Origin of the sequence: Leucobacter alluvii (assembly GCF_039530485.1) — a bacterium.
GTDB classification, from domain to species: Bacteria; Actinomycetota; Actinomycetes; order Actinomycetales; family Microbacteriaceae; genus Leucobacter; species Leucobacter alluvii.
The window spans coordinates 123,600-148,362 of record NZ_BAAAOP010000005.1; the positions used below are offsets into that span (position 1 = coordinate 123,600).

Consider the following 24,763-nt stretch of genomic DNA (forward strand, 5'->3'; position numbering starts at 1 on the left):
ACTCGGCCTGCGAGAATGGGCGAATGCCCCGTATCGATCTCAACAGCGACCTCGGTGAATCGTTCGGCAGTTTCGCCTTCGGCGACGACACCGCGGTGCTCTCATCCGTGTCGAGCGCCAATGTGGCCTGCGGGTTCCACGGCGGTGATCCGCGCGGCATACGTGCGACCTGCGCGGCGGCGCACGCTGCCGGAGTGGCGATCGGCGCGCATCCGGGCTACCGCGATCTCGCCGGGTTCGGTCGTCGATTCATCGAGTACGAACCGGGCGAATTGACCGACGAGATCATCTACCAGCTCGGCGCCGTGCAGGCGCTTGCGCGGAGCGTCGGCTCCGCTGTGCGGTACGTGAAACCGCACGGTGCGCTGTACAACGCCATCGCGCATCACGAGGGACAGGCTCGTGCGGTCGTGCGCGCCCTGCGCGAATCCGGCACGGGGCTCCCGCTCCTGGTGCCGCCCGACTCGGTGATCGAACGGGTGGCCGAGGAGTCGGGAGTGCGCACCTTCTCCGAAGCCTTCGCCGATCGCGCGTACGCACCAGACGGCTCCCTCGTGCCGCGCGCCGTCTCCGGGGCGGTGCTGACCGGCGAGGCCGCAACGGCGCAAGCGATGAGGATCGCGACGACGGGTCGGGTGCTCGCCGTCGACGGCACGGAGATCGCCGTGCGTGCCGACAGCATCTGCCTGCACGGCGATCATCCCGCTGCGGTGCGGTTGGCCGGCGACATTCGCACGGCGCTCGAGGGCTGCGGTGTCGAGATCGGGAGCTTCGTCTAGATGGGCGGTTCGAAGCGGATGCGCTCGGCGGGGGCTGGAGGTTCGTCGCCGTTCACGGTGCGCGCGGTCGGCGATCGAGCGTGCATCGTCGACCTGCCGGATCTCGACACGGTACTCGGGCTCGCCGCGATCCTCAGAGAACGAGACTTTCCCGGCGTCATCGATATCGTGCCGGCGGCGCGCACGGTCCTGGTGACGTGCGTCGACCGCGCCAGTGCGCGTCGAGTCGCCGATGAGATCGCCGGGCTCCCCTCTGGCATCGCGGGCTTCGCGCGCTCGATGCTGGGGGAGTCGGCGCGTGTGGCGATCGTCGACGTCGTGTACGACGGCGAGGACCTCGAGGCGGTCGGAGCGCTGACCGGGCTCAGCGCGGCCGGCGTGGTCGCGGCGCACACCGGCTCTCGATGGACGGCGGCGTTCGGCGGCTTCGCTCCCGGGTTCGTGTACCTCACCGGCGGTGATGCCGCGCTGCGCGTGCCGCGACTCGAGTCACCCCGCGAGCGCGTCGCCCCCGGGTCGGTGGGGCTCGCCGGGGCGTTCTCAGCGGTCTACCCCGGGGCCTCTCCCGGAGGATGGCGGCTGATCGGGCGCACGACCGCTCAACTGTGGGATGCGACGCGTGAACGCGCGTCGCTGATCGCACCTGGCGACACGGTGACATTCCGCGCCGTGCGCGAGCAGGTCGCGCTCGCAGCGCCCGTGCCCGACGCGCCGGACGCGCCGGACGCGCCGGACGCGCCTTCGGCGGTACCGGACGCGTCGCCGGTCCCGCCCGAGGCGGCGTCGAGCTCCGCCATCACGGTGATCGACCCGGGGATGCAGACACTCGTGCAAGACGCGGGGCGGGCTGGACACTCGGCGATCGGTGTGAGCCCTTCCGGCGCCGCCGACCGCGTTGCGCTGCGCCGCGCCAACCGGGCGGTGGGCAACGCTGACGGGGCCGCTGCGCTGGAAACACTGAACGCCGCACTCGTCGTGCGCGCCGACGTCGATGTCTCCATCGCGTTGGCCGGAACGGACGCCACGGCTGAGATCGTCGGCGCTGGCGACGAGCGGCGGACGCCGCCCTCGAGTCAGGAAGCGTTCACCGTGCGCCGAGGGGAGGTGCTGCGCGTCGGGCGGGCCACGCGCGGAATGCGCGGGGTGCTCGCGATACGGGGAGGCTTCGCGGTGCCGCGCGTACTCGGAAGCGCGAGTCACGACAGCCTGTCGGGCATCGGCGCGGCTCCGCTCGCGGCGGGCGATGCCCTCGCGATCGACGATCCTCGACAGGCAGATCGGGCGGCGCACTCGCCCGAGTCGGATGGTCGTCCCATCGGTGACGAGGTGCAGCTCCGTTTCGTACCGGGTCCGAGGAGCGACTGGTTCGACGCGAAGGCTCGTGCCGCCTTGGCGTCGCAGAGCTGGCGCCTGAGCGCGTCGTCGAATCGCGTCGGCGCGCGATTCGACGGGACGCCGCTCCGGCGCGCGCGGCACGACGAGCTGCCGAGCGAGGGCACCGTCCGCGGATCCATCCAGGTGCCTCCGAATGGCCTTCCCGTGCTCTTCCTCGCCGACCACCCCGTGACGGGCGGCTACCCCGTCATCGGGACCGTGATCGATGCCGATACCGATATCGCCGCGCAACTGCGCCCCGGTTCGCACGTGCGGTTCGTCCCCGTCGATCCCGACGACCCGCACCTCGGCTCCCGTCCCGACGCGCGCTCGGAGATTCCCGAGGCCGTCCGTCTCTCGTTCGAAGTCGATGGGAAGCGGGTCGCCGTCACGCTACCCGATGCGCTCGCCGCCGCGCTCGACCGGCTCTCGGCGACGGACATCGGAGACGACGGGCGGCTCCTCATGGAAGATACGGTGGCGACCCTGCTGCGCGACATCCTGTCGGCCTCGGCCGCCGCCGCTGCCGGTAAGATAGGGACTCGTGTCAGACAGCGCCCCGAAATCGAATCCGATCACCGCTGAAGCGGCAGAAGCAGCGGTCACGGCCGCGCTCGCCGCCTTCGCAGCGGCAGACTCCGTCGCAGAGCTGAAAGCCGCGCGCACCGCGCACGCGGGCGACGGCTCAGCGATCGCTCAGCTCAACGCGCAGATGCGCGCGGTGCCGAAGGACGAGAAGGCCGCGACGGGCAAGCTCATGGGGCAGGCGCGCGGACGCATCGAGGGCGCCTATCACGGGCGTGAGTCGGAGCTCGCGGCGCAGGAGGCCGCGGCACGGCTGGTCGCCGAGACCGTCGACGTGACTGCGGCACCGGTGCGTCGCACTGCCGGGAGCCGGCACCCGCTCGCCCAGTTGCAGGACGAGGTCTCCGACGTGTTCATCGGAATGGGGTGGGAGATCGCCGAGGGCCCAGAGGTCGAGCACGAATGGTTCAACTTCGACGCGCTCGGGTTCGACCCCGATCACCCGGCGCGCGCGATGCAGGACACGTTCTTCATCGAACCGGCCGATCGGCACCTGGTGCTGCGCACCCACACCTCGCCCGTGCAGATCCGCTCGCTGCTCGACCGCGAGCTTCCGGTCTACGTGGTCGCGCCCGGGCGTACGTACCGCACCGATGAGCTCGACGCCACGCACACCCCGGTCTTCAGTCAGATCGAGGGCATCGCCATCGATCGCGGCCTGACGATGGCGCATCTGCGCGGCACGCTCGAGCACTTCGCTCGCCAGATGTTCGGCGCAGAGGCGGAGATCCGGTTGCGCCCGAACTTCTTCCCGTTCACCGAGCCGTCGGCCGAGATGGATGTCTGGCAGCCGCATGCGAAGGGCGGTGCGCGCTGGGTCGAATGGGGCGGATGCGGCATGGTCGATCCGAAACTGCTCGCCGCTGCCGGCATCGATCCCGATGAGTACCAGGGCTTCGCCTTCGGCATGGGCATCGAGCGCACCCTGCAGTTCCGCCACGACATCAACGACATGCGCGACATGGTCGAAGGCGATGTCAGATTCAATCGTCAGTTCGGAGGACTGGTCTAATGCGCATTCCGCTCAGCTGGCTCGGCGAGATCGTCTCGCTGCCCGAAGACGTCACCCCAGAAGCGGTGCACGCCGACCTCGTACGCGTCGGCTTCGAAGAGGAGTCGATTCGACGCTTCGATGTGACCGGCCCCGTCGTCGTCGGCGAGGTGCTCTCCCGCGAACCCGAGGAGCACTCGAACGGCAAGACGGTGAACTGGTGCCAGGTGCGCGTCGCCCCCGAGGGTCAGCAGGCCGCCGACGGCGGAGCCGACGTGCGCGGTATCGTCTGCGGCGCCCACAACTTCGACGCGGGCGACAAAGTCGTCGTGTCACTGCCAGGGGCGGTGCTGCCCGGAGGGTTCGCGATCTCTGCGCGCAAGACGTACGGGCACGTCTCCGACGGCATGATCGCCTCGGCCCGCGAACTGTCGCTCGGTGAGGATCACGAGGGCATCATCGTGCTCTCCCGTCTGGGTCTCGATCCCGTCGTCGGCGCGGACGCCCGAGCACTGCTCGGCCTCTCGGATACCGCGGTCGAGATCAACGTGACTCCCGATCGCGGCTACGCGTTCTCCGTGCGGGGCGTTGGGCGCGAGTACGCCCACGCGACCGGTGCGACCTTCACCGATCCGGCCCTCGCCGTGTCGCCCGCGATCGGCACCGGGTTCTCGGTCACGCTCGACGACCGGGCCCCGATTCGCGGGCGCGCCGGTGCCACCGGCTTCGTGACTCGCGTGGTGCGGGGAATCGATCCGTCGCGCCCCACGCCCGCCTGGATGGTCGCGCGGCTCCAGCTCGCCGGCATCCGCTCGCTCTCGCTCGAGGTCGACATCTCGAACTACGTGATGCTCGAGCTCGGTCAGCCGCTGCACGCGTATGATCTGCGCAAGCTCGCCGGCGGTATCACGGTGCGCCGCGCAGCTCCGGGGGAGACTCTGGTCACGCTGGACGGTCAGGAGCGCCAGCTGCACGTCGAGGATCTCGTGATCGCCGACGAATCGGGCGCGATCGGCCTCGCCGGAGTCATGGGCGGTGCCTCGACCAAGGCTGACGACACGACCGTCGACGTGCTGATCGAAGCGGCGACGTTCGATCCGGTCTCCATCGCTCGCACCGCGCGCAGGCACAAGCTGCCGAGCGAGGCTTCCAAGCGTTTCGAGCGAGGCGTCGACCCGTTGGTGTCGCGCGCCGCGGCGCAGCGCATGGTCGACCTGCTCGTCGAGCTCGCAGGCGGCACGGCGGACGAGCTCGGCTCGGACCTCGTGGCGGGCTGGGAGCCGATCGAGGTGCGGCTGCCGATCGCGCGAGTCAACGGGCTTCTGGGCACGGACTACAGCGAAGGCGAGATCCGCGGCGCGATCGAGACGATCGGCTGCACCATCGTCGCCGACGGCGGCGACGAGCTCGGAGTGACCGCGCCCAGCTGGCGTTCCGATCTCACCCGCAGTGCCGATCTGATCGAGGAGGTCGCGCGCATCGTCGGATACGATCGCATCCCTTCGATGCTGCCGGTGGCTCCCGCCGGTCGCGGACTCACGCGGAGCCAGCGCCTGCGCCGTCGCGTCGCCGACATCATCACGGCCGCCGGGCTCGACGAGGTGCAGAGCTACCCGTTCGTCTCCCGGTCGCAGCTGCAGGCGTTCGGAGCGGGTGCCGAGGGGGCCGGTTCCGGCGCCGCCGCAGAGGCTGACAGCGAGGCGACTCGTGCTGCGGCGCCGCCCGTGGCGGCGATCGCGCTCGCGAATGCGCTCGACGCGCAGTCCCCGTACCTGCGCCGGTCGCTGCTGCCGGGGCTCGTCACCGCCGCTCAGCGCAACGCGTCACGCGGATTGACCGACCTCGCGCTCGTCGAACTGGGACTCGTGTTCGCGCCCGGTGCAGGTGACGCGCCGCTCGGCACCGATACGGTGCCGCCGCTCGCGGAGCGGCCGTCTGACGCCGTTCTCGCAGAACTCAACGCATCGATCCCCGACCAACCGCGCCGCATCGCCGGTCTGCTGCTCGGCGATGCCGTGCCGAAGCAGGCGGGTGAGCCGGCCCGCGCCTACGACTGGGCCGACGCCCTCGACGCGGCGCGCACGGTCGCGGGTGCGGTCTCGGCGGAGCTCGTCGTCTCGCAGGGCGCTCACCGTGCCTTCCACCCTGGCCGCACGGCGGAGCTCGCCATCCGCGTCGCCGGCGACGGAGCGGATGCCGACGGCGACGAGGGCGGTCTCGTGGTGATCGGTGTCGCGGGCGAACTGCTGCCCGAGCTGGTCGCCGAGCATCATCTGCCCGGCCGGGTCGCAGCGTTCGAGCTCGATCTCGACCGCTTGATCGAGCTCGCACCGCGCCTGCCGGAGACCGCGCAGCTCTCGACCTATCCCGCCGCGACGCAGGATCTCACCCTCGTCGTCGCCGACGACGTTCCGGCGGGCGATCTGCTCGCCGTGGTCGTAGCGGGCGCGGGCGACCTGCTCGAAGGTGCGCGAATCGTCGATGACTATCGCGGCGCCGGGATCGAGGCGGGCTCGAAGGCGCTCACGTTCGCATTGCGTTTCCGCGCTGAAGACCGAACGCTCACCGCGGAGGAGGCCAGCGCGGCGAAACTCGCCGGTGTCGAAGCCGCGGCGCTCGCATTCGACGCCAAGCTGCGCGACTGATCACCTGGGGAGACAGGAGGACCGATGACTGGAATCACGCCGTACCTCCTGTTTCCCGGTAACGCTGGCGAAGCGCTCGAGTTCTACCGATCCGTGTTCGGGGGTGCGCTGGAGATGCGAACCTTCGCCGACTTCGGGCGCGTCGACGGACCGGACGACGCCGTCGCGCACGGCACGCTCGTCGGGCCGGTGGCGATCTACGGGGCTGACGCCGGTGCTGACGAAGACGCGGTGCACATCGGAGGAATGTTCTTCTCCCTGCTCGGAGCAGCGGCTCCATCGACGCTGCACCGGTGGTTCGAGGCGCTCGCCGATTCCGGCCGCATCCTGCTTCCGCTGGAGCGCCGCGCCTGGGGCGCGAGCGACGGACAGCTGGTCGATCAGTACGGAGTACGGTGGCTGATCGGCTACGAAGGGGCGTAGACGAGCTCGTCGCGCAGTGGATCGGGCGCGTCACCCCCGGCTCGAGGGCGCGAGACTGAACATCCAGGGCACACCGAATCGATCGGCGAGCATGCCGAAGGTGTCTCCCCAGGGCGCGGTCTCGAACGGCTCACGGATCTGGGCGCCGTTCGACATGCCCTCCCAGAGCGCCCGGATGCGTTCGGCGTCGTCGCCGGAGACGCACACGGAGTGCCCGAGCGATGCAGCGTCCGGCGCCTCGGCCATGGAGGCCGGGTAGTCGGCGGCCATGATCGTGAGACCGTCTTGCGTGTCGATCTGCCCGTGCATGATCTTCTCCGATTCGGCGGGTTCGCCCATCATGCCGGGTACGGAGTCGTACTGCATGAGGCGGATCTCACCGCCGAGCACCGAGTGGTAGAACTCGAGCGCTTGCCGGGCGTTGCCGTGGAAGTTGAGGTAGGGGTTCAAGCTGATCGACATGAGGACTCCTCGGAGCTCGCGGGGCTGCGACCGGCCCCTCTGCTGACATTGTGCACCGGCCGGAGTGAAAAGTCATCGACCTGACTCTTGTCGCGCGAGTGAGGGCGACGGATACTGAGAGCGGGCGCGCCGTGCCGGCGCCCGAGCGACCACTGGACCCGGCAGTGCTGCCGAGCTCACCGGCGAGAGGAGCAGTCATGACCGACCAGTACATCGTGCCCAACATCTGGTGCCAGCGGAACGCAGAGGAGGTCGGTCGGTTCTATGCGGACGTCTTCCCCGACACGACCACCGAGGTCGAGTCGCGGTACCCGCAGACGGGCCTGCTCGACTTTCAAGCGCCGTTCGCCGGCGAGCCGTTGACCGTGGCGGTGAACCTCGCGGGGTATCGGCTCACGCTGATCAACGCGGGCGAGGAGTTCTTCCCGAATCCATCGATCTCGATGTTCCTGATGTTCGGCGATGCGCGGTTCGGCGGCCCGAAGCTCGCGCGCGCGGCGCTCGATCGGGTGTGGAACGGTCTGCTGCAGGGAGGGACGGTGCTCATGCCTCTGGACGAGTATCCCTTCAGCCCCTCCTACGGGTGGGTGCAGGATCGTTACGGCATGAGCTGGCAGCTCAGCGTCAACGACGAGATCGATGCTGAGGCAGCATTCGTCATGCCCTCCCTCATGTTCGGGGGAGCCGCCCAGAATCGGGATGCAGAAGCACGCGACCGCTACATCGAGGTGTTCGATGACGCGGCGCTGATCGGATCGTTCCCCTACGGCGAGCCCACCGGGCCCGCAACCGCCGAGGCCCTGATGTACAGCGATTTCCGCATCCGGGATCAGCTCTTCGCGGTGATAGACTCGGGTGTGGAGCAGGATTTCTCCTTCACGTGCGGCGTATCGCTCGAGGTGCACTGCGCCGACCAGGTCGAGATCGATCGCCTGTGGGAGGCCCTGTCGGCGGTGCCGGAAGCCGAGCAGTGCGGGTGGTTGGCCGACGAGTTCGGCGTGAGCTGGCAGATCGTCCCGGCCAACATGGGTGAGCTCATGGAGCGGCCGAACGCGTTCGAGCACATGCTCGGCATGCACAAAATCGTCATCGACGACCTGTGATCCCGAACGCCCGTTCACCGGCCCCGGCGTTCAGTGAGAGGAGGACTACACTCGCAGGGTTGGATCGAGTAGGGCGGGGACGAACTCATGCGGGTGCGGGCGACGGCGGTCAGTAAAGGACCGGGCGGGCGGGCGCTCCCGCCGATCGATGTGTCGATGAGCTCTGGCACTGCGGTGTTCGTCGAAGCCGAGACGGCGCAGCGACCGACCGTGCTCGGCCTCATCGTCTCTGGCCGGATGAAGCCCGACTCCGGGGAGGTCTCGATCGACGGCACTCCCGACGCCAAAGCACTCCGGCGCAGACTCGCTCTCGTCGATGCCCCCGATGTGAGCGAACCGCACGGCGACGTGCTGCTCTCCGACGTCGTCGCAGAAGAGCTGATGTTCGCGGGGAGATTCGGCGGGCCGATCGCGGTGCGGCACGAACTCGAGCGCTTGGGCCTGCGCGAGCATGCACGGTTGCCGATCGGCGATCTCGCCCCTGATGCCCGGGTGCGCGCGCTCTGCGAATTGGCGCTGCAGCGCCCGGAGGTCGAAGGGCTCGTGCTCGTCTCGCCGGATCGCCACGGCGGCGCGCCGGAGGACTGGTGGCGCATCGCGTGCGAGCTGGCGGAGGACGGAGCCGCGGTGCTGGTCATCGCGGGTCGCGCGGCGCGCGCGGCGATCTCGGCGCATCCGGCAGGGTGGGGAACCGGCGAAGTCATGCCGCTGCATGACCATGCGGACGCGGCCGACGCCGCAGCAGCAGTGGAGGAACAGGCATGAAGATCCCGCAGATGATTCGGGCCGAGTTCGCTCGCCTCTGGGCGACCAAGATGGCGCGCCTCGCCTTCGCTGCCCTGATGTGCGTGCCGCTGCTCTACGGCGGACTCTATCTCTGGGCGAACCAGGATCCGTACGCCAGGCTCGACCAGGTTCCCGTAGCGCTCGTGGTGTCCGATGCAGGCGTCGCAGAGGGCGAGAGCACGCGGGTCATCGGGGACGAAGTCGCGCAGAATCTCATCGATGACGGCAGTTTCGACTGGCATCGTGTCAGTGCGAAGGATGCGGAGCGCGGCGTCGCGAACGGGGTCTACGACTTCACCGTGACGTTGCCGAAGGACTTCTCCGAGGCGTTGCAATCGTCGCAGACGGACGACCCGCATCGGGCCGACGTGGTGCTCACCACGAACGACGCGAACAGTTACCTCGCGACGACGATCGGCGAGCAGGCGGTGCAGCGCATCCAGAAGCAGATCGTGCAGTCGGTGAACCGTGAAGCGGCGCGTTCGCTTCTCGACGGCATCGCTCAGGTGCGCGGATCGCTCATCGAGGCGACCGATGGTGCGAGCGAGCTGACCGACGGGGCTGCGACCGCCCGCGATGGTGCGGGGGAGCTGCACGCTGGTACGCAGACGGCGGCGGAAGGGTCGGGTCGGCTGGCGAGCGGTCTCTCGCAGCTGCGCGATGCGACCGCGTCGCTTCCGCAGAGCACGGAGACGCTCGCCGGCGGAGCCGCGCAGGTCGCCGCTGGCAATGCGACCGTCGCCCAGTACGGCAGAGAAGCCGCGGACGTCAGTCAGCGCGCGATCGATGCGCTGGCCGCGGACCGAGCCGCGGTGCTGCAGGATCTCGCGAACGCGAACGTCGATCCGGCCGTGATCGACCGAGTGAGCGGCGCGATGGATCGCGTCGGCGGTGACCTCACCAGCGTCAACGCGCAGGTGCAGGGGGCCAGTGCCCAACTCGACACGCTCGCCGGTGGTGCGCAGCAGGTCGCGGACGGCTCACGGCAGCTCGCCGACGCGACGCCCCAACTGACGAACGGCATCGCGACAGCGGCGGACGGCTCGGTCGCGCTCGATGACGGGCTCGCGCAGCTCGTCGAGGGCTCGGGAGAGCTGCAGAGCGGGCTCGGAGACCTGACGAACGGTGCGGGGCAGCTGCGCGACGCGCTCGCGGAGGGCGTCGATGCGCTGCCCGACAGCTCCGACGACTTGCGAGCGGATCAGGCCTCGAACATCGCGAGCCCGGTCGACGTGCAGACGAGCCGGGTCACCTCGGCTGGCAGCTACGGAGCCGGCCTCGCACCGTTCTTCATGAGCCTGGCAGCGTGGATCGGCATCTACGCGCTCTTCCTCATTCTGAAGCCGGTCTCGCGGCGCGCGGTGACCGCGCTGCACACGCCACTGAGGGTCACCCTCGCCGGTTGGGCGACACCCGCACTGCTGGGAGCCACGCAGATGCTCGCGCTCTTCGCGATCGTCGCCTTCGCACTCCGGTTCGACTTCTCGCACCCGGTCGCCGCCTACGGGACGATCGCGCTCGCGTCGGCGACCTTCGCAGCCATCATCCTGGCGTTGAACGTCTGGCTGGGGAGCGTCGGCCAGTTCCTGGGGCTCGTGCTCATGGTGGTGCAACTCGTCACCGCCGGCGGCACCTTCCCCTGGCAGACGCTCCCACCGTCGCTCGCGACTCTGCATCATTACCTGCCGATGTCGTTCGCGGTCGACGGGTTGCGACAGCTGATGTACGGGGGCGACCTCGCCGATGCCGCGAGCGAGGCGGTGAAGCTCGCGCTCGTGCTGGTGATCGCGGTGCTCGTCGCGGCGCTGGGCGTTGCGAAGACGATGCGATCGCGCACTCTGAAGGATCTGCAGCCGAGCCTCATCGGGTAGGCCAGCGTATACACACGGGGCTGGATCACGGGTGAACCTTGCGCTCACCGGCTCTGGTGTATACGTTGGGGCTATGGTTACGGGAACGAGCGGGGAGCGCACGAGCGATCGCGTCTACCGCGCGCTGCTCGAGCAGATCCAGACCGGTGCGCTGCGGCCGGGCACCGTCATCGGCGAAGTGGAGCAGTCGCAGCGGTGGGGCGTCAGTCGGACTCCCATGCGAGAAGCCATCGGGCGTTTGATCGCAGACGGTCTCCTCACGCAGCAGTCGGCCCGCGTGATCACGGTGTCGGGCTTCGACGCAGCCGATGTGCGCGCCCTCTTCGAGACGCGCCGCGCGCTCGAAGAGACAGCAGCCCGCCTCGCGGCCGTCCGCGGAGACCCGACCGTGTTCGCGGAGATCGCGGCCGCATTCGAAGCAGCGCACCCCGACGCCGGCACCTCGAGCGCCGATGACTACTACGCCCTCATCGCCCGGTTCGATGCGGCCATCGATGCCGCAGTGGCCAATGCCTACCTGGTTCAGGCGCTCCGCCCCGTGCGCACGCACCTCGCCCGCGCCCGCGGGCTGGCGAGAGACCACCACGCCCGCCTCCGCGCCTCGGTCGCCGAACACGCCCTCATCGCCAGGGCGATCGCAGACGGCGACCCCGAGCTCGCGGCGCACGCCACGCACGTCCACCTGCATCGCGCGCTCGCGTCGATCCTGACCTCCATCGCAGACTCGGAAGAGAGAGCCACAGCATGACCGTCACCCACCACGTCCGTGTGCACCGCAGTGAAGAATCGCTGCCCCGCGAGCAGCAGCTCGCCTGGAAGATCGCCGAAGTCGCCGCAGACGCGGTCGAGGTCGAAGCCGACGTGGTCGACATGATCATCAACCGCATCATCGACAACGCATCAGTGGCCGCGGCATCGCTCACGCGCGCGCCGATCGTCGCGGCACGGGCGCAGGCGCTCGCGCACCCGGTCTCGCACGGCGGTGCGGGCAGCACGATCTTCGGGCTGCCGTCAAGATCGCCGTTCGACATCCTGTCGAGCCCCGAGTGGGCCGCCTGGGCGAACGGCGTCGCCGTGCGCGAGCTCGACTACCACGACACGTTCCTGGCGGCAGAGTACTCGCACCCGGGAGACAACATTCCGCCGATCCTCGCGGTCGCGCAGCACGTGCGTGCCGACGGGCGGGCGCTCGTGCGCGGTATCGCGACGGGGTACGAGATCCAGATGGATCTCGTTCGCGCGATCTGCCTGCACCGGCACAAGATCGATCACGTCGCGCACCTCGGCCCGTCGGCCGCAGCGGGCATCGGCACGCTGCTCGGGCTCGACGTCGCCACGATCTCGCAGGCCGTGGCGCAGGCTCTGCACACCACGACCGCTACGCGTCAGAGCCGGAAGGGCGAGATCTCGACCTGGAAGGCGCACGCACCGGCGTTCGCGGGCAAGATGGCCGTCGAGGCGGTCGACCGGGCGATGCGCGGGCAGACATCGCCAGCCCCCATCTACGAGGGGGAGGACGGCGTCATCGCTTGGATGCTCGACGGGCAGACCGCGGCGTACGAGGTGCCGCTGCCCGCCGCAGGAGAAGCGAAGCGCGCGATCCTCGACAGCTACACGAAGGAGCACTCGGCCGAGTACCAGGCGCAGGCGTGGATCGACCTCGCCCGCCGGCTGCACGGCGCGCATCCCGAGCTCGGGGACCCGGAGAACATCGCTCGCGTGGTGCTCCACTCGAGCCATCACACGCATCACGTGATCGGGTCGGGTGCGAACGATCCGCAGAAGTACGATCCCACGGCGTCGCGCGAGACCCTCGACCACTCGATCCCGTACATCTTCACCGTCGCCCTGCAAGACGGCGGCTGGCACCACGTCGACTCCTACACTCCCGAGCGCGCGGGCCGCGCCGACACCGTCGCGCTGTGGCAGAAGGTCATCACCGCCGAAGACGCGGAGTGGACGCGCCGGTACCACTCCGAGGATCCCGATGAGAAGGCGTTCGGCGGACGCGTCGAGATCGAGCTCGTCGACGGCCGCACCATCGTCGAGGAGATCGCCGTTGCCGACGCGCACCCGCTCGGTGCTCGCCCCTTCGCGCGCGAACACTACATCGCGAAATTCCGGTTGCTCGCGGCGCCGGTGCTCGAACCGGCCGAGATCGAGCGGTTCCTCGAACTCGTGCAGCGGCTGCCCGAGCTCACGGCCGACGAGGTGCGTGAGATCAATATCACCGCGCGACGCGGCCTCATCGAACTCGACGCCGCACCGAAGGGACTCTTCTGATGCTGTACGCCCAGACCCCGGCCCACGAGAAGCGGCGCCTCTTTCGCGAGCGCCTCGCCAGCGGCGAGCTGCTGCGCTTTCCCGGAGCGTTCAACCCCCTCTCGGCCCGCCTCATCGAACGCAAGGGCTTCGACGGCGTGTACATCTCGGGCGCGGTGCTCTCCGTCGACCTCGGCCTTCCCGACATCGGGCTCACGACGCTCACCGAGGTGGCGGGGCGCGCGCAGCAGATCGCGCGCATGACCGAGCTTCCGGCGATCGTCGACGCAGACACCGGGTTCGGCGAGCCGATGAACGTGGCGCGCACCATTCAGACGCTCGAGGACGCGGGCCTCGCGGGTGCGCACATCGAGGATCAGATCAACCCGAAGCGCTGCGGGCACCTCGATGGCAAAGCCGTGGTCGATGAGGGAACGGCGGTCAAGCGCATCAGGGCAGCGGCCGATGCGCGGCGCGATCCGAACTTCCTCATCATGGCGCGCACCGACATCCGAGCCGTCGACGGGCTCGATGCCGCGCTCGATCGTGCGAGGGCCTTCGTCGACGCGGGAGCCGACGCGATCTTTCCCGAGGCGATGCGCACGCTCGAGGAGTTCGCCGCGATGCGCGCGGCCCTCGACGTGCCGATTCTCGCGAACATGACCGAGTTCGGCAAGAGCGACCTCTTCTCCTCGCAGCAGCTCGCCGATGTCGGGGTGAACATCGTGATCTGGCCGGTGTCGATGCTGCGGATCGCGATGGGTGCGACCGAGCGAGCGCTCGATGAGCTGAACGACGTCGGGCATCTCACCGGCAAGCTCGACGAGATGCAGCACCGTGCCGACCTCTACGAGCTCGTCGACTACGAGGACTACAACCGCTTCGACACGAGCGTGTTCAACTTCTCGGTCGAGCGGTAACGCGGCCGGAGCCCACCACCACCGCAGGCGGCACGCCGTCGCCGCAGCCAGTACACCACCGCAGTTCATCGCAAAGGAGCGCAGCACATGGAGCAGGAGATCAAGAAGGGCCTCGCGGGAGTCGTCGTCGACACGACGGCGATCTCGAAGGTCAACCCCGAGACGAACAGCCTGCTCTACCGGGGATACCCCGTGCAGGAGCTCGCCGAGACGCAGCCCTTCGAGGCCGTCGCATACCTGCTCTGGCACGGAGAGCTGCCCACCTCCGACGATCTGGAGCACCTGCGACGCACCGAGCGCGAGCACCGAGCGCTCGCTGACTCCGTGCGTGCCGCGATCGATCTCCTCCCGCACGATGCCCACCCGATGGACGAGGTGCGCACCGCGGTGAGCGCCCTGGGCGCGATCGATCTCGCTGGGTCAGGGTCGGTGCTCGACGCGACGGGCAGCGCCGAGGAGAATCTGGCGCGATCCGTGCGCCTGTTCGCGGCGCTCCCCGCGATCGTCGCCTACGGGCAACGGCGCCGACGCGGCGAAGAGCTCGTGGAACCGCGCGATGATCTCGATTACGCGGCGAACTTCCTCTGGATGACGTTCGGCGAGGATCCCGACGAGAGTGTCATCGACGCGTTCAACCGCTCGATGGTCCTCTACGCCGAGCACTCGTTCAACGCCTCGACCTTCACCGCTCGCGTGATCACCTCGACGCTCTCCGACCTGTACTCGGCGGTCGTCGGGGCCATCGGAGCGCTCAAGGGCCCGCTGCACGGCGGGGCCAACGAGGCGGTGATGCATGTGTTCGACGAGATCGGCTCGGCGGAGCGCGTGGTGCCGTGGCTCGATGCGGCGCTCGCCGAGAAGCGCAAGATCATGGGCTTCGGGCACCGCGTCTACAAGAACGGCGACTCTCGCGTGCCCACGATGCGCGCCGCGCTCGACGCGCTCGTGGCCCACTACGACCGTCGCGATCTCGCCGATCTCTCCGACGCCCTCGAGCGAGAGTTCATGGAGCGCAAGGGGATTCATCCCAATCTCGACTATCCCTCCGGACCGGCCTATCACCTCATCGGCTTCGACACCCCGATGTTCACACCGCTCTTCATCGCGTCCCGTGTCACGGGATGGACGGCGCACGTCATGGAACAGGCCGCGTCGAACGCCCTGATCCGGCCGTTGTCGGCGTACGACGGCCCTGATGAGCGCCACGTGGCAGACTTGACGCCATGAGCGACTACACGACGATCATCGCCGAGACGCAGGGACGCGTCGCGACCATCACTCTCAACCGCCCGGAGGCGCTCAACGCGTTGAACGGGACGCTCGTGCGCGAGCTCATCGATGCCGTCCAGGGGTTCGATGACGACCCGGGGATCGGAGCGATCGTGCTCACGGGGTCGGCGAAGGCGTTCGCCGCGGGAGCCGACATCAAGGAGATGGCGGAGCTCGGCTACGCCGACATGTACCTCGACGGGCCGTTCCCGGGCTGGGGCGGTTTCGAACGCACGCGCACGCCGTTGATCGCTGCGGTGGGCGGCTTCGCGCTCGGCGGGGGATGCGAGCTCGCGATGATGTGCGACATCATCCTGGCCGCCGACACCGCGAAATTCGGCCAGCCCGAGATCACGCTCGGGATCCTGCCGGGCTTCGGCGGATCCCAGCGACTGCCGCGGGCCATCGGCAAGGCCAAGGCGGCGGACCTCGTGCTCACCGGACGCATGATGGATGCCGAGGAGGCGGAGCGCTCCGGCCTCGTCTCGCGCGTCGTGCCGGCGGACGAGCTGCTCGCTGAAGCCGCCAAGGTCGCCGAAGCCATCGCGTCGAAGTCGCTTCCAGCGGTGTACGCCGCGAAGGACGCACTGCAGGCCGCCCAGGAGATGCCGCTCGCCGAAGGGCTGCGTTTCGAGCGGCAGGCCTTCGCCGCGGCGTTCGCGACCGCCGACCAGAAGGAGGGCATGCGCGCCTTCGCCGAGAAGCGCACGCCCGATTTCCGGCACCGGTAGGCCGGGCGAGGCGCGCTCGGCCTGGGGGAGCACGATTCCTGGCGAGGCGGTGGCCGCGGTCAGCGCACGCGGCCCCCGAGCCAGACGCCGCCGCTCGCACGCGTGCGAATCGAGATCTCGGACGGCCTGCCCATCGCGCGCCCCTGCCGCACCCGGATCGCGCGCGCAGCCGTCGGGTCCACCAATCCATCGGCTACGAGACCGGTGACGAGCGCAGCGGCGGCGACGCCGGTCGCCGCGTCCTCCGGGTAGCCTGAGGAGCGCGGGAACTGCCGGGCGTCGAAGACGAGGCCGGTGGTATCGGTTACGGCGTAAGGATAGAGACCGGTCGACTCGGCGAGCGCGCAGACGGCCTCGATGCGCTCCAGGTCAGGCGTCAGTCCGTCGAGGACGTCGGTCGAGACGAGGGGGACGAGCGTCTTGGTCCGACTCGTCGTCGCATTGCGGATCGGCAGTGGCGCGAGCTGGTCCTCCGCAATGCCGAGCACATCGATGATCGAGGTCGCCACGTCGGATGAGACCGCCTCGATGGTTCCCGCCGGCTGGGCGACTTCGACCGCACCGGTGGCATCTACGCGCGCTTCGACGACGCCGCTCGCCGTGCCGATGCGCACAGTCGGAGCATCGAGCTGTCCGAGACGGTGCAGCAGCCACACGGCTCCCACGGTGACGTGCCCGCACATCGACATCTCGTGAAGGGGCGTCCAGAAGGTGACGTGATAGTCGACGTCTTCGTGCTCCCGCGCGGCGACGACGAACCCGCTCTCATGGCCGTACTGCTGGGCGATCCGCTGCATCTCGAGCGGCGACATCCCGCTCGCATCGAGCACGATCGGCGCCGGATTCCCGCCGCCGGGTCCGTCGGAGAACACATGCACCACCTGCACCGCGTGCTTCGACGCGTGCGTCATCGCGTGTTCTCCTTCGCAGTCCGCTCGCTCACAGTCGATCCTAACTCGCCGCAATCCCCAGGTTGTGACGTTTGATGCTGCCCTGGCGAACGCGTGCCCGTGCCGAGTGGTTGAATAGGAGGACGCGTGCGGAGCGCCCGCGGGAGAGGGAGACGATGACATTCAGCGTCGCTGTTGCGGGAGCCAGCGGGTACGCGGGGGGCGAGCTGCTCCGTCTGCTCAGCGGGCACCCCGAATTCGAGATCCGCACCGTCACCGGGCACTCGACCGCGGGTCAACCGCTCGTGCAGTCGCAACCGCACCTGCGCTCCCTCGCCCACCTCACGTTGCAGCCGACGACGCCCGAGGCGCTCGACGGCCACGACATCGTTTTCTTCGCCCTGCCCCACGGCGCATCGGGAGCACTCACCGAGCAGCTCGAGCACGTGCGGCTCGTCGTCGACTGCGGTGCCGACCATCGCCTCACGAGTGCCGCCGACTGGGAGGCGTTCTACGGCGGCGACCATCACGAAGCCTGGACGTACGGTGTTCCCGAGCTCATCGTGGCGGGGGAGGGCGGCGCAGTCGAACGCCAGCGCGATGCGCTGGTCGGAGCGACGAGGATCGCGGCGCCCGGGTGCAACGCCTCGACCGTCGCGCTGTCGCTCGCTCCTGGCATCGCCTCCGGCGTGATCGAGGCGCGCGACATCGTGTCGGTCCTCGCGGTCGGCCCCTCTGGTGCGGGGAGGGCCGCGAAGACCCATCTGCTCGGAGCCGAGCTCATGGGAACGGCGAATCCCTACGCCGTCGGCGGTTCGCACCGGCACATCCCCGAGATCCGGCAGGCGCTGCGGGCTGCTGGCGCGCGCGATGAGCCGACCATCAGCTTCACGCCGGTCCTCGTACCGATGAGCCGCGGCATCCTCGCCACCACGACCGCACGCCTCGCTCCCGGAGTCTCGACGGCCGAGGTGCGGGCGGCATGGGAGCGCGCGTACGCGGATGAGACCTTCGTGCAGCTGCTCCCCGACGGGGCGCTGCCGCGCACCGCTGACACCCTCGGCGCCAACACGTGCCTGATGAGCGTGGTCGTCGACGAGGCCGCCGGTCGCGTCGTCATCGTCGCCGCGCTCGACAACCTCGCGAAGGGCACGGCCGGAGCGGCGATCCAGTCGGCGAACATCGCGCTCGGCCTCCCCGAGCGCACCGGACTTTCCGTGAATGGAGTCGCACCGTGACCGTGACCGCACCCCGAGGATTCCGCTCAGCAGGCATCGCCGTCGGACTCAAGAGCACGGGAAAACCTGATCTCGCTCTGGTCGTCAATGATGGACCGGTGCGCGCGAGCGCTGCCGTGTTCACGTCCAACCGCGCCCGGGCGAACCCCATCATCTGGAGTCGCACGGCGATCGCCGGAGGCCCGGCGCGCGCCGTCGTGCTGAACTCGGGCGGCGCGAACTGCTTCACGGGCGACTTCGGGTACGACACGACGCGCCTGACCGCCGAGGCCGTCGCGCACGAGATCGGGGAGCACGAGGCCGAGCGAATCCTCGTCTGCTCCACCGGCCTCATCGGCACGGGCGACCAGGCGTTCCGCGACAAGATCGTGGAGAACGTGCCGGCGCTCGCCGCCGCGCTCACCGATGACGATGCGACTGCGGCGAGCGCGATCCTCACGACCGACTCCGTCGAGAAGACCGCCGTGCATCGCGCCGACGGGTGGACGATCGGAGCGATGGCGAAGGGTGCAGGCATGCTGGCGCCCGGGCTCGCGACCATGCTCGTCGTCATCACGACCGACGCGCGACTGGATGACGGCGCTCTGGATCGCGCGCTGCGGGACGCGACCGCTGCCAGTTTCGACCGGCTCGACTCCGACGGGTGCATGTCGACGAATGATCAGGTGACGCTGCTCGCGAGCGGCGCCTCGGGCATCTCGCCCGACGAGGCGGAGTTCGCGTCGGCGCTCGCGGCGGTGTGCGACAGCCTTGCGGCTCAGCTGCAGGCCGATGCCGAGGGCTCGAGCCATGACATCGACATCGAGGTGCGAGGCGCGGTTTCGGTCGCCGAGGCCGTCGAAGTGGGGCGATCCGTCGCCCGCAACAACCTGTTCAAGGCTGCGATTTTCGGCAACGACCCGAATTGGGGTCGAGTGCTGGCAGCGATCGGCACGACTCGAGCGACGTTCGACCCGTATGAGGTCGATGTCGCGTTCAACGGGGTGCGGCTGTGCCACGCCGGCGCCCCCGACCGACCGGTGGAGGAGTGCGATCTCACACCGCGTCGTACGCACGTCGAGATCGACCTGTTCTCCGGCGACCACACCGCTACCATCCGCACCAACGATCTCACGCACGAGTACGTGCACGAGAACAGCGCCTACTCGAGCTAGGGGATCGATGTCCACGACTGACAAGACGCTCGATCATGAGCACGCAGCCGTTCGCGCCGAAGCGCTCATCGACTCGCTGCCGTGGTTGAAGAAGTTCCGCGACGCGATCATGGTGATCAAGTTCGGGGGAAACGCGATGATCGACGACCGGCTGATGGAGGCGTTCGCCGAAGACGTCGTCTATCTCAGGCACACCGGCATTCGCCCGGTGGTCGTGCACGGCGGAGGCCCGCAGATCAACGCGATGCTCGCTCGCCTCGGCATCGAGAGCGAATTCCGCGGTGGATACCGGGTGACAACGCCGGAGACGATGGACGTCGTGCGCATGGTGCTCACGGGCAAAGTGAACCCGGAACTCGTCGACCAGATCAACGCGCACGGCCCGCTGGCGGCCGGGACGACGGGGGAGGACGCGGGGCTGTTCGTCGGCCGCCGACGCCCGCCCATCGAGGTGGACGGCGAACTCGTCGATCTCGGACTCGTCGGCGACGTGATCGATGTGCGTGTGGCACCGGTGCTCGCGCTGCTCGACGCGGGGCTGATCCCGGTGGTCTCTTCAATCGCGCCCGACGTCGACCGGCCGGGCGACTCGCTCAACGTGAATGCGGACGCGGCCGCGAGCGCCCTCGCCAGCGCGCTCGGCGCGGAGAAACTGGTCATCCTCACGGATGTCGCCGGGCTGTACGCGGACTGGCCGGATCGCGATTCCCTCGTCTCCTCCATCACGGCCGGTGAACTCGAAGAGCTGCTGCCGAGCCTGGAGTCGGGCATGATCCCGAAGATGCACGCGTGCCTCGACGCCGTGCGGGGCGGCGTCTCGAAGGCCGCGATCATCGATGGTCGAGAACCGCATTCGGTGCTGCTCGAGATCTTCACGGAACGCGGAATCGGAACGGAAGTCACGCCCTAGCCGGCCGCGCCTGGCGAAGCGGGAGCCCTGGTGCCGATGAGCGGGACAGCAACGTACTCAGTTCTCGCCTCCGCCTCAGTCGTCGCCTCCGCCTCCGCCATCGCTGGGCTCGCGCTGTTCGCGGCGTGGTCGACCCTGCTGTCGGTGATCGACATCCGGGAGCGACGGCTGCCGAATCGGCTTCTGGTGCTGGCCTCCGGCACGACGATCCCGCTGCTCCTGGCGAGCGCGGTCGTCCACGGGTTCCACAGGGGCGGACTCTCCGCCATCGCGAGCGACGCAGCGGGCCGGCTGATCTGGGACACCGTACTGGTGGCGGCCGCCTTCGGGGCGGTGTTCGCGGCTCTCTGGCGCTGGTCGCCACAGGGAATCGGCGGAGGCGACGTCAAGTTGAGCCCACTGGTCGGGGCCGCGGTCGGGTTCACCGGCGGCTGGACGGCGGCGACCCTCACGGTCGTCGGCGCGTTCGCGGCCGCGGCGATCTGGAGCATCGTCCGTAGACCTCGGCCTCGCCCCGGAGCGCTCGAGAAAGCGTCGGCCGTGCCGTTTGCGCCATGCCTGTTCGCCTCGGCGTGGGCGACGATCGCGTGCATCTAGTCCCTGGGGGGACGACGGCGCAAGGCCTTTCGAACGGTGTCCAGAATCGATAGATTCACACTGGAGGCATCGACGCGCTTCGCGCCGCTGCGTTTCTCGGATCGGGAGGTGCCCGCTCCGGCTTCGGATCGGTTGGATGGAGTACTCATGCACACCACACGATTCGCGCGGTCTCGGATCACCCGCGCGACGACCGGACTCGCCGCCGCAGCGCTGCTGCTGACGGCGTGCGCTGGCGGAGGCTCAGGCGACGGCGGCGACGGCGGCAGCGACGCCCCGGCCGGCGACGAGTTCGCCGGAGAATCCCTCACCGTCGCGGCGGCCTGGTCGGGCGCCGAGCAGAAGAACTTCGAATCGGTGCTCGACGAGTTCGAACGCCAGACCGGCGCTTCCGTCTCGTACACCAGTTTCGGGGACAACGGCCCCACATACATCAGCGGCCAGTTGGAAGGCGGCTCCCCGCCCAACGTCGCAGTGCTGGGCCAGCCCGCGCTCATGGAATCGCTCGCCCAAGACGGCGACATCATGCCCGTCGACGAAGACGTGCAGCAGGCCGTGAGCGACAACTACTCGCAGGACTGGGTGGATCTCGGCACGGTCGACGACCAGCTCTACGGCGTCTGGTTCAAAGCCGCCAACAAGTCGACGGTCTGGTACAACGCCGACATCTACGATGAGGCGGGTGCTGAGGCGCCGGAGGACTGGGATGGCTTCATGGAGCAGCTCGAGCTCATCACCGACTCGGGATACGCCGGGATCTCGGTGGGGGCCGACGTCGGATGGCCGCTGACCGACTGGTTCGAGAACGTGTACCTGCGCACCGCGGGAGCCGAGAAGTACGACCAGCTCACCAACCACGAGATCCCCTGGACCGACGACTCGGTCAAGGAAGCGCTCACCGTGCTGGGCGAGCTGTGGGGCAGCGACCTCGTGCAGCCCGGCGGAGATCAGCGGGACTTCCCGACCAGCGTGACCGAGGTGTTCGGCACCGACCCCCAAGCCGGCACGGTCTTCGAGGGAGACTTCGTCGCCGGAAACATCACGGCAGACGGCACCTCGACCGTCGGTGAGAACGCACTGTTCTACGATTTCCCGGCGATCAACGACTCCGCTCCTGCGGTGGTCGGAGGCGGCGACGTCGCCGTGCAGTTCGACGAGGATCCCGCCACCTCGGCGCTCATGGCCTACCTCGCATCACCCGAGGCCGCCGAGGTCTGGGTGCCGAACGGCGGACTCACCTCGCCCAACACCGGCGTCGACACGTCGCTGTACCCGGATGACATCTCGCGTCAGATCGCAGAGGCCCTGACCGGAGCTGAGACGCTCCGCTTCGATCTCTCCGATCTCGCGCCCAGCGAGTTCGGCGGCACCCCAGGTCAGGGGTTCTGGCAGGAGATGATCTCGTTCTACCAGAATCCGGATGACGTCGACGGAGCCGCGCAGCGACTCGAAGATGCGGCTGCCGCCGCGTACGACGGGTAGCGGGCAGTGAGCCGCACGCAGACGGTCCCCATCGCGCTTCGCAGTGGGAGCGTGCGCCACCGGGGCCGTCTGCGCCAGTGGTTGCTGGTGGGGTCGTTCCTCGGCCCCGCCCTGCTCGCCCTCGGCGCTCTCGTGGTGTACCCGATCGTCTACACGGTCATCAGATCGTTGTTCGACCGCTCCGGCACCGCCTTCGTGGGGTGGGAGAACTACGTCACGATGTTCACGAACGACACGACGTTCACGGCTATCCGCAACAACCTCGTGTGGGTAATCGTTGCTCCCGTCACGGTGACCATCATCGGTCTGCTGCTGGCGGTGCTCGTCGACAAGATCGGGTGGAAGACCGCCTTCCGGCTCATCGTGTTCATGCCGATGGCGATCTCGATGCTCGCCGCGGGCGTCATCTTCCGCGGCATGTTCCAGGAGAGCCCGCAGCTCGGAGTCGTGAACGCCGCGATTACGGGGGTGCAGAGCATCTTCACCGACCAGGCGAGCTATCCGGGCGCGAAGCCTCGCGAGGGCGTCGGGATCGAAGCCGACCAGGGCATCATCGCCTCGACCCAGGAGGTGACGGCGGGGGAGACCGTCGATTTCCCGCTCATCGGAGTCAAACGCAGCGCGCTCCCGGAAGGCTCGAGCGAGGCTCGGGCCGCGAGCGCTCCCGGTGACACGCAGATCTCCGGCACGGTCTTTCTCGATGTCGTGCGCGGAGGCGGAGGCACGGACGGCGAGCTCGAAGCGGGAAAGACGGGGCTCGAGGGCGTGCGCGTCGACGCCGTCGACGTCGATGGATCGATCCGCGGGTACGCCACTACGGGTGCCGGGGGAACGTACACGATCGACGGGCTGGATGCGGGCAGTTCGTACCGCATCGCGTTGCCCGCGTCGAACTTCGGCGAGGGCGCGGCCGGTGTCTCCTGGCTCAGCGCCTCGTGGATCAACGTCGTCGTGATCCTGGCCTACATCTGGATCTGGGCCGGCTTCGCGATGGTGATGATCGCCTCGGGTCTGTCGGCGATGGACCGCTCCTTGCAGGATGCGGCGCGCACGGACGGTGCCAACGAGTGGCAGGTCTTCTCGAAGATCACCGCTCCACTGCTCGCCCCGGTACTCCTCGTGGTCTTCGTGACGCTGATCATCAACGTGCTGAAGATCTTCGATCTCGTCTACGTGATACCGCCCGGCGCGTCGAAACCGGCGGCGAACGTCATCGCGGTCGAGATGTGGACGGTCTCCTTCGGCGGCGGCAACAACCAGGGTCTGGGTTCAGCGCTCGCGATCCTGCTCCTGATCCTCGTGCTGCCCTCGATGATCGTGAACGTACGCAGATTCAGAGCGGAGCGTGGCTGATGACGTCGCAGGTGCACAATGAGGCCGCGGTCCGGCCCGAGGGGCGCACGGGCGCGAAGCCGGATGGTCCGGTGAAGCGGCGCAAGCAGAGCCTCGGGTCGCGGATCGCGCGCGTCGCCAGCAGCGGTATCGTGCATGCCGTTCTGGTAATCGTCGCGGTGTTCTGGCTCGTCCCGACGATCGGCCTGCTGCTGACGTCGTTCCGCACCGCCGGCGACAACGCGTCGAGCGGGTGGTGGACGGTGCTGACGAAGCCGGCTGAGCTGACACTCGAGAACTACGGGAATCTCCTCACGAATCCGACGATCACCGGCTCGTTCGTCAACACGATCATCATCGCCGTGCCGACGACGCTGCTCGTCGTGATCATCGGCGCGCTCGCGGCGTACGCGTTCGCGTGGATGCGATTCCCCGGCAGGGACTGGCTCTTCATCGCGGTGATCGTGCTGCTCGCCGTGCCGTTGCAGGTCGCGCTGATCCCACTGGCGCGCCTCTTCGGGGCGATGGGCATCTTCGGAAGCGTCGTCGGAGTGATTCTCTTCCACACCGCATTCGGTCTCCCGTTCGCGATCTTCCTCCTGCGGAACTTCTTCTCGCAGGTGCCGGAGGAGTTGTTGGAGGCGGCGCGGATCGACGGCGCGCGCGACTGGTTGATCTTCTTCAAGATCATGCTGCCGCTCGGACTGCCGGCGATCGCGTCGCTCGCCATCTTCCAGTTTCTGTGGACGTGGAACGACATGCTCGTGGCGTTGATCTTCACGAATACCGATTCGCAGCCGCTCACCGTGGCGATCCAATCGCAACTCAGGCAATTCGGAGCGAATATCGACGTACTTTCGGCGGGAGCCTTCCTCTCGATGATCGTTCCGCTGATAGTGTTTTTCGCGTTCCAGCGGTATTTCGTGCAGGCGCTCCTGGCCGGCTCGCAAAAGTAGCAA

Annotated in this window: 22 protein-coding genes; 20 read left to right on the plus strand and 2 right to left on the minus strand. The window is 68.7% G+C overall.

Annotation, left to right across the window (positions count from 1 at the left end; all coding sequences use genetic code 11):
* Positions 1 to 23 precede the first annotated feature (23 nt).
* From ABFX18_RS05135 to ABFX18_RS05155, 5 genes are read left to right on the plus strand one after another with little or no spacing between them, the layout of a single operon-like run.
* Positions 24 to 779, plus strand: coding sequence for a LamB/YcsF family protein (locus ABFX18_RS05135; RefSeq protein WP_211647985.1), 756 nt, complete (start codon positions 24 to 26; stop codon positions 777 to 779).
* Positions 780 to 2,738, plus strand: coding sequence for a 5-oxoprolinase subunit B/C family protein (locus tag ABFX18_RS05140; protein ID WP_346057623.1), 1,959 nt, complete (start codon positions 780 to 782; stop codon positions 2,736 to 2,738).
* Positions 2,698 to 3,750 (plus strand): phenylalanine--tRNA ligase subunit alpha, encoded by a 1,053-nt coding sequence (pheS, locus tag ABFX18_RS05145; protein ID WP_211647986.1) that lies wholly within the window; start codon positions 2,698 to 2,700, stop codon positions 3,748 to 3,750. The genes ABFX18_RS05140 and pheS overlap by 41 nt, the downstream gene beginning before the upstream one ends.
* Positions 3,750 to 6,374 (plus strand): phenylalanine--tRNA ligase subunit beta, encoded by a 2,625-nt coding sequence (gene pheT / locus ABFX18_RS05150; RefSeq protein ID WP_346057624.1) that lies wholly within the window; start codon positions 3,750 to 3,752, stop codon positions 6,372 to 6,374. The genes pheS and pheT overlap by 1 nt, the downstream gene beginning before the upstream one ends.
* A 24-nt stretch (positions 6,375 to 6,398) precedes the next feature.
* Positions 6,399 to 6,797 (plus strand): VOC family protein, encoded by a 399-nt coding sequence (locus ABFX18_RS05155; RefSeq protein ID WP_346057625.1) that lies wholly within the window; start codon positions 6,399 to 6,401, stop codon positions 6,795 to 6,797.
* A 30-nt stretch (positions 6,798 to 6,827) separates the two neighbouring features.
* On the opposite strand, the gene ABFX18_RS05160 is transcribed toward ABFX18_RS05155, so the two are convergent.
* Positions 6,828 to 7,259, minus strand: a complete 432-nt coding sequence (locus ABFX18_RS05160) for a VOC family protein (protein ID WP_346057626.1) — start codon at positions 7,257 to 7,259, stop codon at positions 6,828 to 6,830.
* Positions 7,260 to 7,456: 197 nt separating this feature from the next.
* Between ABFX18_RS05160 and ABFX18_RS05165 the strand changes: the two genes are divergently transcribed.
* The 8 genes from ABFX18_RS05165 to ABFX18_RS05200 all read left to right on the plus strand — a co-directional run bounded on the left by ABFX18_RS05165 (position 7,457) and on the right by ABFX18_RS05200 (position 16,201).
* On the plus strand, positions 7,457 to 8,362 hold the full coding sequence (locus ABFX18_RS05165; protein WP_346057627.1) for a VOC family protein: 906 nt from the start codon (positions 7,457 to 7,459) through the stop codon (positions 8,360 to 8,362).
* A 156-nt stretch (positions 8,363 to 8,518) separates the two neighbouring features.
* Complete coding sequence (locus ABFX18_RS05170) at positions 8,519 to 9,127, plus strand: P-loop NTPase family protein (RefSeq protein ID WP_234037080.1); 609 nt, start codon at positions 8,519 to 8,521, stop codon at positions 9,125 to 9,127.
* The gene (locus ABFX18_RS05175) at positions 9,124 to 11,019 is read left to right on the plus strand and encodes a YhgE/Pip family protein (RefSeq protein ID WP_090147930.1); all 1,896 of its coding nucleotides are present in this window, start codon (positions 9,124 to 9,126) and stop codon (positions 11,017 to 11,019) included. The genes ABFX18_RS05170 and ABFX18_RS05175 overlap by 4 nt, the downstream gene beginning before the upstream one ends.
* 73 nt (positions 11,020 to 11,092) lie before the next feature.
* The gene (locus ABFX18_RS05180) at positions 11,093 to 11,767 is read left to right on the plus strand and encodes a GntR family transcriptional regulator (protein ID WP_211647991.1); all 675 of its coding nucleotides are present in this window, start codon (positions 11,093 to 11,095) and stop codon (positions 11,765 to 11,767) included.
* The gene (locus ABFX18_RS05185; RefSeq protein ID WP_346057628.1) at positions 11,764 to 13,302 is read left to right on the plus strand and encodes an MmgE/PrpD family protein; all 1,539 of its coding nucleotides are present in this window, start codon (positions 11,764 to 11,766) and stop codon (positions 13,300 to 13,302) included. The genes ABFX18_RS05180 and ABFX18_RS05185 overlap by 4 nt, the downstream gene beginning before the upstream one ends.
* The gene (prpB, locus tag ABFX18_RS05190) at positions 13,302 to 14,201 is read left to right on the plus strand and encodes a methylisocitrate lyase (RefSeq protein ID WP_346057629.1); all 900 of its coding nucleotides are present in this window, start codon (positions 13,302 to 13,304) and stop codon (positions 14,199 to 14,201) included. The genes ABFX18_RS05185 and prpB overlap by 1 nt, the downstream gene beginning before the upstream one ends.
* An 87-nt stretch (positions 14,202 to 14,288) precedes the next feature.
* Positions 14,289 to 15,428, plus strand: coding sequence for a bifunctional 2-methylcitrate synthase/citrate synthase (locus ABFX18_RS05195; protein ID WP_346057630.1), 1,140 nt, complete (start codon positions 14,289 to 14,291; stop codon positions 15,426 to 15,428).
* On the plus strand, positions 15,425 to 16,201 hold the full coding sequence (locus ABFX18_RS05200; RefSeq protein ID WP_200329437.1) for an enoyl-CoA hydratase: 777 nt from the start codon (positions 15,425 to 15,427) through the stop codon (positions 16,199 to 16,201). Before ABFX18_RS05195 ends, ABFX18_RS05200 begins: the two co-directional genes overlap by 4 nt.
* Positions 16,202 to 16,260: 59 nt before the next feature.
* Here the strand turns inward: ABFX18_RS05200 and ABFX18_RS05205 are convergent, their stop codons facing one another.
* A complete protein-coding gene (locus tag ABFX18_RS05205; protein ID WP_346057631.1) occupies positions 16,261 to 17,112 on the minus strand; it encodes a PhzF family phenazine biosynthesis protein in 852 nt (283 codons plus the stop codon).
* Positions 17,113 to 17,267: 155 nt separating this feature from the next.
* Here ABFX18_RS05205 and argC point away from each other — a divergent pair, with 155 nt between their 5' ends.
* The 7 genes from argC (at position 17,268) to ABFX18_RS05240 (ending at position 24,760) form a co-directional block, all read left to right on the plus strand.
* Positions 17,268 to 18,329 carry an N-acetyl-gamma-glutamyl-phosphate reductase gene (gene argC / locus ABFX18_RS05210; protein ID WP_346057632.1) on the plus strand — a complete coding sequence of 354 codons (1,062 nt, stop codon included), beginning with the start codon at positions 17,268 to 17,270 and terminating at the stop codon, positions 18,327 to 18,329.
* Complete coding sequence (gene argJ, locus ABFX18_RS05215) at positions 18,326 to 19,483, plus strand: bifunctional glutamate N-acetyltransferase/amino-acid acetyltransferase ArgJ (RefSeq protein WP_346057633.1); 1,158 nt, start codon at positions 18,326 to 18,328, stop codon at positions 19,481 to 19,483. The genes argC and argJ overlap by 4 nt, the downstream gene beginning before the upstream one ends.
* 7 nt (positions 19,484 to 19,490) lie before the next feature.
* Positions 19,491 to 20,393 (plus strand): acetylglutamate kinase, encoded by a 903-nt coding sequence (gene argB / locus ABFX18_RS05220; protein WP_090147958.1) that lies wholly within the window; start codon positions 19,491 to 19,493, stop codon positions 20,391 to 20,393.
* A gap of 36 nt (positions 20,394 to 20,429) precedes the next feature.
* Entirely contained in the window at positions 20,430 to 20,990 is a 561-nt protein-coding gene (locus ABFX18_RS05225; protein WP_346057634.1) for a prepilin peptidase, read from the plus strand.
* Positions 20,991 to 21,137: 147 nt separating this feature from the next.
* Positions 21,138 to 22,472 (plus strand): ABC transporter substrate-binding protein, encoded by a 1,335-nt coding sequence (locus ABFX18_RS05230; RefSeq protein WP_346057635.1) that lies wholly within the window; start codon positions 21,138 to 21,140, stop codon positions 22,470 to 22,472.
* 6 nt (positions 22,473 to 22,478) lie between these two features.
* Positions 22,479 to 23,825: an ABC transporter permease subunit gene (locus ABFX18_RS05235; protein WP_090147966.1), complete on the plus strand. Its 1,347-nt coding sequence runs from the start codon at positions 22,479 to 22,481 to the stop codon at positions 23,823 to 23,825.
* Positions 23,825 to 24,760 carry a carbohydrate ABC transporter permease gene (locus ABFX18_RS05240; protein ID WP_249290665.1) on the plus strand — a complete coding sequence of 312 codons (936 nt, stop codon included), beginning with the start codon at positions 23,825 to 23,827 and terminating at the stop codon, positions 24,758 to 24,760. Before ABFX18_RS05235 ends, ABFX18_RS05240 begins: the two co-directional genes overlap by 1 nt.
* Positions 24,761 to 24,763 lie beyond the last annotated feature (3 nt).

Coding starts and splice junctions, on each gene's coding strand:
- ABFX18_RS05135 (WP_211647985.1), top strand. CDS start 24: ATGCCCCGTATCGATCTCAACAGCGACCTCGGTGAATCGTTCGGCAGT.
- ABFX18_RS05140 (WP_346057623.1), top strand. CDS start 780: ATGGGCGGTTCGAAGCGGATGCGCTCGGCGGGGGCTGGAGGTTCGTCG.
- pheT (WP_346057624.1), top strand. CDS start 3,750: ATGCGCATTCCGCTCAGCTGGCTCGGCGAGATCGTCTCGCTGCCCGAA.
- ABFX18_RS05155 (WP_346057625.1), top strand. CDS start 6,399: ATGACTGGAATCACGCCGTACCTCCTGTTTCCCGGTAACGCTGGCGAA.
- ABFX18_RS05160 (WP_346057626.1), bottom strand. CDS start 7,259: ATGTCGATCAGCTTGAACCCCTACCTCAACTTCCACGGCAACGCCCGG.
- ABFX18_RS05165 (WP_346057627.1), top strand. CDS start 7,457: ATGACCGACCAGTACATCGTGCCCAACATCTGGTGCCAGCGGAACGCA.
- ABFX18_RS05170 (WP_234037080.1), top strand. CDS start 8,519: ATGAGCTCTGGCACTGCGGTGTTCGTCGAAGCCGAGACGGCGCAGCGA.
- ABFX18_RS05175 (WP_090147930.1), top strand. CDS start 9,124: ATGAAGATCCCGCAGATGATTCGGGCCGAGTTCGCTCGCCTCTGGGCG.
- ABFX18_RS05180 (WP_211647991.1), top strand. CDS start 11,093: ATGGTTACGGGAACGAGCGGGGAGCGCACGAGCGATCGCGTCTACCGC.
- ABFX18_RS05185 (WP_346057628.1), top strand. CDS start 11,764: ATGACCGTCACCCACCACGTCCGTGTGCACCGCAGTGAAGAATCGCTG.
- prpB (WP_346057629.1), top strand. CDS start 13,302: ATGCTGTACGCCCAGACCCCGGCCCACGAGAAGCGGCGCCTCTTTCGC.
- ABFX18_RS05195 (WP_346057630.1), top strand. CDS start 14,289: ATGGAGCAGGAGATCAAGAAGGGCCTCGCGGGAGTCGTCGTCGACACG.
- ABFX18_RS05200 (WP_200329437.1), top strand. CDS start 15,425: ATGAGCGACTACACGACGATCATCGCCGAGACGCAGGGACGCGTCGCG.
- ABFX18_RS05205 (WP_346057631.1), bottom strand. CDS start 17,112: ATGACGCACGCGTCGAAGCACGCGGTGCAGGTGGTGCATGTGTTCTCC.
- argC (WP_346057632.1), top strand. CDS start 17,268: ATGACATTCAGCGTCGCTGTTGCGGGAGCCAGCGGGTACGCGGGGGGC.
- argB (WP_090147958.1), top strand. CDS start 19,491: ATGTCCACGACTGACAAGACGCTCGATCATGAGCACGCAGCCGTTCGC.
- ABFX18_RS05225 (WP_346057634.1), top strand. CDS start 20,430: ATGAGCGGGACAGCAACGTACTCAGTTCTCGCCTCCGCCTCAGTCGTC.
- ABFX18_RS05230 (WP_346057635.1), top strand. CDS start 21,138: ATGCACACCACACGATTCGCGCGGTCTCGGATCACCCGCGCGACGACC.
- ABFX18_RS05240 (WP_249290665.1), top strand. CDS start 23,825: ATGACGTCGCAGGTGCACAATGAGGCCGCGGTCCGGCCCGAGGGGCGC.